Annotated in this window: 9 protein-coding genes; 3 read left to right on the top strand and 6 right to left on the bottom strand. The window is 73.2% G+C overall.

Annotated features, from left to right (window positions below; all coding sequences use genetic code 11):
• Together H5J29_RS17725 and H5J29_RS17720 are read right to left on the bottom strand one after the other, a co-directional pair.
• A partial coding sequence (locus H5J29_RS17725) for an RNA polymerase sigma factor (protein ID WP_181782066.1) occupies positions 1-1,013 on the bottom strand: 1,013 nt, incomplete at its 3' end.
• The gene (locus H5J29_RS17720; protein ID WP_246393993.1) at positions 1,014-1,253 is read right to left on the bottom strand and encodes a YciI family protein; all 240 of its coding nucleotides are present in this window, start codon (positions 1,251-1,253) and stop codon (positions 1,014-1,016) included.
• A gap of 155 nt (positions 1,254-1,408) precedes the next feature.
• Between H5J29_RS17720 and H5J29_RS17715 the strand changes: the two genes are divergently transcribed.
• Positions 1,409-1,567 (top strand): hypothetical protein, encoded by a 159-nt coding sequence (locus H5J29_RS17715; protein WP_181782065.1) that lies wholly within the window; start codon positions 1,409-1,411, stop codon positions 1,565-1,567.
• Here the strand turns inward: H5J29_RS17715 and H5J29_RS17710 are convergent, their stop codons facing one another.
• Complete coding sequence (locus H5J29_RS17710) at positions 1,568-2,050, bottom strand: hypothetical protein (protein ID WP_181782064.1); 483 nt, start codon at positions 2,048-2,050, stop codon at positions 1,568-1,570.
• A 72-nt stretch (positions 2,051-2,122) separates the two neighbouring features.
• Entirely contained in the window at positions 2,123-2,302 is a 180-nt protein-coding gene (locus H5J29_RS17705; protein WP_181782063.1) for a hypothetical protein, read from the bottom strand.
• Positions 2,303-2,533: 231 nt separating this feature from the next.
• Between H5J29_RS17705 and H5J29_RS17700 the strand changes: the two genes are divergently transcribed.
• A complete protein-coding gene (locus tag H5J29_RS17700) occupies positions 2,534-3,181 on the top strand; it encodes a hypothetical protein (RefSeq protein ID WP_181782062.1) in 648 nt (215 codons plus the stop codon).
• A 44-nt stretch (positions 3,182-3,225) separates the two neighbouring features.
• Here the strand turns inward: H5J29_RS17700 and H5J29_RS17695 are convergent, their stop codons facing one another.
• Together H5J29_RS17695 and H5J29_RS17690 are read right to left on the bottom strand one after the other, a co-directional pair.
• Entirely contained in the window at positions 3,226-3,720 is a 495-nt protein-coding gene (locus H5J29_RS17695; protein ID WP_181782061.1) for a PaaI family thioesterase, read from the bottom strand.
• A gap of 42 nt (positions 3,721-3,762) precedes the next feature.
• Entirely contained in the window at positions 3,763-4,572 is an 810-nt protein-coding gene (locus H5J29_RS17690) for an AraC family transcriptional regulator (RefSeq protein WP_181782060.1), read from the bottom strand.
• Positions 4,573-4,685: 113 nt separating this feature from the next.
• Between H5J29_RS17690 and H5J29_RS17685 the strand changes: the two genes are divergently transcribed.
• Positions 4,686-6,136: substrate-binding domain-containing protein (locus tag H5J29_RS17685; protein WP_181782059.1), on the top strand; the 1,451-nt coding region annotated here is incomplete at its 3' end.

Here is a 6,136-nt window from a genome sequence, read left to right as displayed (position 1 = left end):
GCCGCGGGCCCGTCGCGTTCCGCGACCGCCGCCGCCCGGTTGAGCGCGACGACCGGCGTCCCGGCGACCGCGAGCAGCACGTCGTACCAGGACACGACGGCCGCCCAGTCGGTGTCCGCCCAGGTCGGGGCGAGCGCGTGACAGGCCGCGATCGCCGCCTGCACCACGTAGGGGTCCGGTCGGTCGGCGCTGCGCCGCAGTCCCTCCCCGACCAGCAGGACCCCCTCCTCCACGAGCTCCCTCCGCCACCGCGTCCGGTCCTGGTCGGCGAGCAGGACCGGACGACCGGCCGCGTCCCGGCGGGCCACGCGCCGCGAGTCGGTGAGCAGCTCGAGGGCGAGCAGGCCGAGCACGGAGGGCTCCCCGGGCATCAGCTCACGGACGAGCCGGGTCAGCCGGACTGCCTCGTCGACCAGCGCGGCGCGCGGCTCGCCGATCGGGTCGTACCCCTCCGTGAACAGCAGGTACACCGTGGCGAGCACCCCGCGCAGCCGGTCCGGGAGCTCGTGGTCGGCGGGCACCCGGTACGGGATCCGCGCCGTCGCGATCTTCTGCCGGGTCCGGGTGAGGCGCTTGGCCATCGTCTCCTCCGGCACGAGCAGCGCCTCGCCGACCTCGGCCACGCTCAGCCCGCAGAGGGTGCGCAGCGCCAGCGCGACCTGCGCCTGGTGTGCCAGCGCGGGATGGTAGCAGGTGAAGAGCAGGCGGAGCTGGTCGTCGCGCACCGTCTCGGGCGGCTCGGGCTCACCGGGCATCGCGAGGACCTCCTTCGCGGGCCGCGCGGACTCCCGACGCACCAGGTCGATCGCCCGCCGCCGCGCGGTGAGGGTGAGCCACGCGCGGGGCTCGGCCGGGACGCCGTCGCGGGGCCAGGCCTCCAGTGCCCGCAGCGTGGCGTCCTGCACCGCGTCCTCGGCGAGCTGGAGGTCGCCGGTCAGCCGGACCAGGGTTGCGAGGACGCGCCTGCCCTCGTCGCGCACGAGGCGGACGAGGGCGGCGCGGGGATCGCTCACTCAGCCCCCGAAGTCGATCACCGGACGCACCTCGACCGCCCCGTCCCAGGCGCCCGGGATGGTGGCGGCGACCTTGACCGCCTCGTCGAGATCAGCGCATTCCAGCAGGTAGAAGCCGGTGAGCGCCTCCTTGGTCTCGGCGTAGGGGCCGTCCGTGGTCACGACGTCCCCGCCCTTCCCGCCCTGCACCCGGACCGTCGTGGCGGTGGTGGTCTGGTAGAGCGCGGCACCCCCGCGCAGGATCGCGGCGGCGGACTGGGAGAACTCGGCGTAGTCCTTCGTCTCCTGCGCGAACTCGGGCTGGGTTCAGTCGACGTCGCGGCTGTAGATGATGGCGGCGTACTGCGGCATGGCGACTCCTCGGCTCGTGCACCGGCGGGGGCCGGCGTCATCCGATGGACGAACGGGAGGACGTCGGAAAGGACACCCCCGCGGACCTTCTTCTCGCACCCGCGCCCGGCCGCGTTTCCACCGGGACCGGCCGCCACTCGACGGCGGAGACCAACCACCTCGACCTCCTCGCCCGAGTGGGCGCCATCCCGGCCCCCGCCTGATCAGGCCTGGGTGAGGGAGAGGGCGTCGATCTCGAGCTCGGGGACCGACGCCCCGTTGCCGTTCGCGGAGTAGCTTCCTGCGCCCGCGACGGTGACCTCGGCGCGGAACTCGTCGCCCTCGACGATCGCCGCCAGCTCACGGGACCGCCCCACGACGACCACGGACGAGCTGTGTTCGCCGGTCTCCGGCGTGCCCTGCACCCGGGCGACGAAACGCGAGTCGCCCAGGTTGGCGTCGAACTGGGTGACGCTGCCGTGCACCACGACGCGTTCCCCCGAGTGGGCATCGGGGTCCTTCGCGATCAGCGCCCACTCACGATCGGTGAGGGTCCTCGCAGGCTCCGCGGTGAACGGGCTGGATCCGTTGCCGAGGTTCACCACGACCCCCGCGCCGACCAGAGCGAGCAACCCCAGCCCGACGACCAGCAGCGTCAGGCGTCCACGCCGTCTCCCGGACGGTGAGGGACGCGGCGATGAGGACATGTGTGCTCCGGACAGAGTAGGGACGCTGCTCCTCAATCGGGCACATCGCGGAGGCCGTTACCCCTCCGGCGCTCAGCCCTGCACGCCGAACTCCTTCTTCACCTCGGCGCGCCAGGCCGCGTACTCGTCGTTCTGCGCGAGGCCGAGCCGGCCGATGCAGTCGCTGCAGCGGCCGACGATCCGTACGAGGGCCTGATTGCCGCAGCGGACGCAGGTCTGCGGGAGGGCCGTGGAGTCGTCGTCGTCCGGCATGCCCCGAGTGTGCCGGATGGAGCCTGACGTGGGCCGCGGACCCTCCATGATCCACACGGGGGACGGGCGGTCTCGCTCCCGAGAAGTGGATCATCGCGATGGACCGTCCCCAAAAGTGACGATCTGCGTTCGGTCGCACACGGTCCGCCGTAACGACCCGGACTTATGGGCCGAAAGGCCCCATGGAAGCGGCCGAACGGCGGTCGCTCGGGGGTTTCACAGGAGAACACCATGCGCAAGCTGCACCTCGGCGCCATCGCCGCCGCCGTGGCCGTCACCCTCGGTGGGGGCCTGCTCCTCACCGGCGTCGCGGCTGCGGACCCGGCGCCCGCGACCATCGCGGTCGGCGCGAACGCCAAGACCGAGTGCGACACCGCCCGCGAGCGCGTGGTCCTCCCCGTCTTCGTCGAGAACCGGCACAGCGCCAAGATCGACCTCAGGGTCACCACCGCGTACGGCGAGAAGAAGGTGAGCCTCGCGAAGGGCGAGCGCTTCTACCAGCGCTTCGAGACCGGCAAGAGCTCCGTGCCCGCGGGCCAGGTCACCTGGGCCGCCTACGACTGGAACGGCGGCAAGGCGATCTACACGACCGGCAAGCTCCCCTACGCCGCGCTGAGCTGCACCGTGAAGCCCCGGCTCGACGTGAAGGCGATCGACACCGACAAGGACGGCCGGCTCGACAAGGTCGTGGTGCGCAACACCGGCGGCGACCCGGTCACCCTGCGGATCGCCGGCGACGGCTTCAACCAGGCCAAGACCGTGCAGCCGGGCGAGACGTTCACCGGCACCTTCAGCGACCGGGTGAACTTCGCCGCGATCGCGGCCTACAAGGTCGTGGACGGCAAGGCGTACTACACCTACCAGACCGCCTCGGTCTGACCGACGCCCTCCGCCCGCCCCTGCCGCAGGGGCGGGCGGTGTCGTCAGCGCAGGAGCAGGCAGCTGGAGCTCGCGTCGGCCAGGAGGCGGTCCGCGGAGTCCCGCAGCTCGGCGCGGGCCAGCGCGGTCCGGCGGCCGGAGTTGACCACCCAGCCGATGGCCTTCACCTCGCCGGTCGTGGCGGTCATCGGGCGGAGGAACTTCACATCCAGGTCGAGGCTGGTGTAGCCGACGCCCGCGGGGAGCGTGGTGTGGACCGCGCAGCCCATCGCCGAGTCCAGCAGGGTCGCGTAGACGCCGCCGTGCACCGTGCCCAGCGGGTTGTACTGGTGCTCCCCCGGCGTCATGCGGAAGACGACGCGCCCCTCGGTGAACGAGTCGAGGTCGAAGCCCACCAGGGACAGGATCGGCGGCGGGGGCAGCTCGCCCGCCAGCAGCGCCGTGAACACCTCCATGCCGCTCATGCTCACCGCGGCCGCCATGCCGGCCGGGTCCTGCCACGTGTGCGTCCGTTCGCGCCGGACCTCCACCTCGGTCATGGCCGCACCCTATCTGGGTTCCGAACAGAAACCTAGCCCGCCTCACGCGCTGACGGGCTCCTCCCGCCGTCGGCAGGCCTGCGCGTACGCGACGGGGGTGAGCCCGACCGCGGCGGTGAAGTCCCGGATGAAGTGGGACTGGTCGAAGTACCCGAGCTCGGCCGCCACCTCCGCCCACGGCCGCTCCTGCTCCTCCGCCAGCCGCGCCGCCGCCTCGTGCAGCCGGAACCGGCGCAGCACCCACTTCGGGCTCACGCCGACGTACCGGTTGAACAGCCGCTGGAGGGTCCGCGCGGGGATCCCGAACCGCTCGACGACCTCCTCCACCCGCGCGACCTCCCGGTCCCGCAGCAGCGCGCCGACGATCCTCCCGACCAGCTCGACGTTCGGGTCCGGCTCGGGCCACCGCTCCCGCAGGAACCCCTCCATGCGTGCGATCGACGCCGCCGCCGGACCCTGCATCGACGCGGCCAGCTCCTCCGTCGAAGACCCCCAGACCGACGACGCGGGCACCGTCGCGTCGGTGATCGACGAGACCGGCTCGCCGAGGAACGGCAGGAACGCGCCCGGCCGGAACTTCGTGCCGAACACCCGCCCCGCGCCGGTGTAGCGGTAGGTGAAGCGGTCCCGCCCCACGCCCGCGACCGCCAGCCGCCCGCCGTCGAGCACCACGTTCACGCAGGGGTGCGGCAGCAGCGTGACCGACGCCGACCGCCCCGGCGGCAGCTCCCAGGTGACCTCCCAGTGCCGTTCGACCAGGTCGGCGAGGTCCGCGGACGGCGCGAACCGCTCCAGCCGGAAGTCGACGTCCCGGACCCCCAGGACGCCGTACTCGCTCGTCGTGGACAGCACCGGCACAGCATGCCCGCCCCCACCGACAGTTCCCGCAACGATCCGGTCGCGCCGGACGAGAACCGTCGGACCGGCCCGCTAGCGTGATCACCCCTGGACCAGGAAGGCCGCCCGTGACCTCACCCTCGACCCGGCCGCGTCGGCGGTGGGTCCCGATCGTCGTGGCCGTCGTGCTGGGCGCCGTCCTGGTGTTCGTCGTCCGCTCGCTGGTCACCGGAGGCGGCGGCGGGGGCGACGACCCGGCGCCGAGTCGCGCGGACCGGGCGGACTGCGTGCCGCTGAACGTCACGGCGTCGTCGGAGAAGGCGGCACTGCTGTCCGCGGTGGCGAACAGCTACAACAACGCCGACCGGCAGGTCGACGGGCGGTGTGCGGACGTGCGGGTCACCTCGATGGCGTCCGGGGAGGCGGCCGAGGCGCTGGCCGCGGACTGGAACGAGGCGGCCAGCGGGCCGCGACCGGACGTCTGGAGCCCGGCCGCGTCGTCCTGGGCCGGGGTGCTGGAGCAGCGGCTGACCGCGGCGGACCGGCCGAACCTGGTGCCCGCCGACCAGCCGTCGGTGGCGCAGACGCCGCTGGTCATCGCCATGCCGCAGCCCATGGCGGAGGCACTGGGCTGGCCGGACAGGGCGATCGGTTGGACCGAGCTGGCCGCGCTGGAGGCGGACCCGGCGGGCTGGGGCGCCCAGGGGCATCCCGAGTGGGGCACGTTCCGGCTGGGCAAGACCAACCCCACGCTGTCGACCTCCGGGCTCAACGCCACGGTCGCCGCCTTCTTCGCCGCCACCGGCCGGTCCACGGACCTGGTCTCCGCGGACGTCGCGGCCGAGCCGAACCGCGCGTTCGTGCAGCGGGTGGAGAGCGGGGTGGTGCACTACGGCGACACCACGCTCACCTTCCTGCGGAACCTCGCGGAGGCGGACGCGCGGGGCAACTCGCTGTCCTACATCAGCGCGGTGACGGTCGAGGAGAAGTCGGTCTGGGACTACAACCAGGGCAACCCCTCCGGCGACCCGGCGACCGCGGGCCAGGGCGCGAAGCCCCGCGTGCCGCTCGTCGCGATCTACCCCCGGGACGGCACGCTGCTCAGCGACAACCCGTTCCTCACGCTGACCGCGCCGTGGGTGGACGCGCCGAAGCAGGCCGCGGCCGCGGACTTCCTGTCCTACCTGCGCGAGCCGGACCAGCAGCGGCGGTTCACCGACGCGGCGTTCCGCAGCTCCGAGGGCGTGCCGGGCGCGCCGATCGCCCGGGAGAACGGGCTGCTCCCGGAGACGCGGCTCGCGGTCCTCAGGCCACCGCCCGCCGCCGTGCTGGCGGAGATCGTCGCGTCCTGGACGGACCTGCGGAAGAAGGCGAACCTGGTCTTCGTGCTCGACGTCTCGGGATCCATGGGCCAGGCCGTGCCCGGCACCGGCCGCACCCGGCTGGACCTGGCCAAACAGGCCGCCGAGGAGGGGTTGGGGCTACTCGGGGCGGAGGACACGCTCAGCGTGTGGACCTTCAGCACCCCACAGTCGGGGGAGCGGGACCCGTTCCGGGTGGTGGTGCCGCCGGGTCAGGT

It is taken from the genome of Pseudonocardia pini (genome assembly GCF_013870575.1).
Lineage (GTDB): Bacteria > Actinomycetota > Actinomycetes > Mycobacteriales > Pseudonocardiaceae > Pseudonocardia > Pseudonocardia pini.
Note: the sequence above shows the minus strand (reverse complement) of the source record. Positions and strands in the feature narration are given on the sequence as shown.

Coding starts and splice junctions, on each gene's coding strand:
- H5J29_RS17715 (WP_181782065.1), top strand. CDS start 1,409: ATGGACGAACGGGAGGACGTCGGAAAGGACACCCCCGCGGACCTTCTT.
- H5J29_RS17710 (WP_181782064.1), bottom strand. CDS start 2,050: ATGTCCTCATCGCCGCGTCCCTCACCGTCCGGGAGACGGCGTGGACGC.
- H5J29_RS17695 (WP_181782061.1), bottom strand. CDS start 3,720: ATGACCGAGGTGGAGGTCCGGCGCGAACGGACGCACACGTGGCAGGAC.
- H5J29_RS17700 (WP_181782062.1), top strand. CDS start 2,534: ATGCGCAAGCTGCACCTCGGCGCCATCGCCGCCGCCGTGGCCGTCACC.
- H5J29_RS17705 (WP_181782063.1), bottom strand. CDS start 2,302: ATGCCGGACGACGACGACTCCACGGCCCTCCCGCAGACCTGCGTCCGC.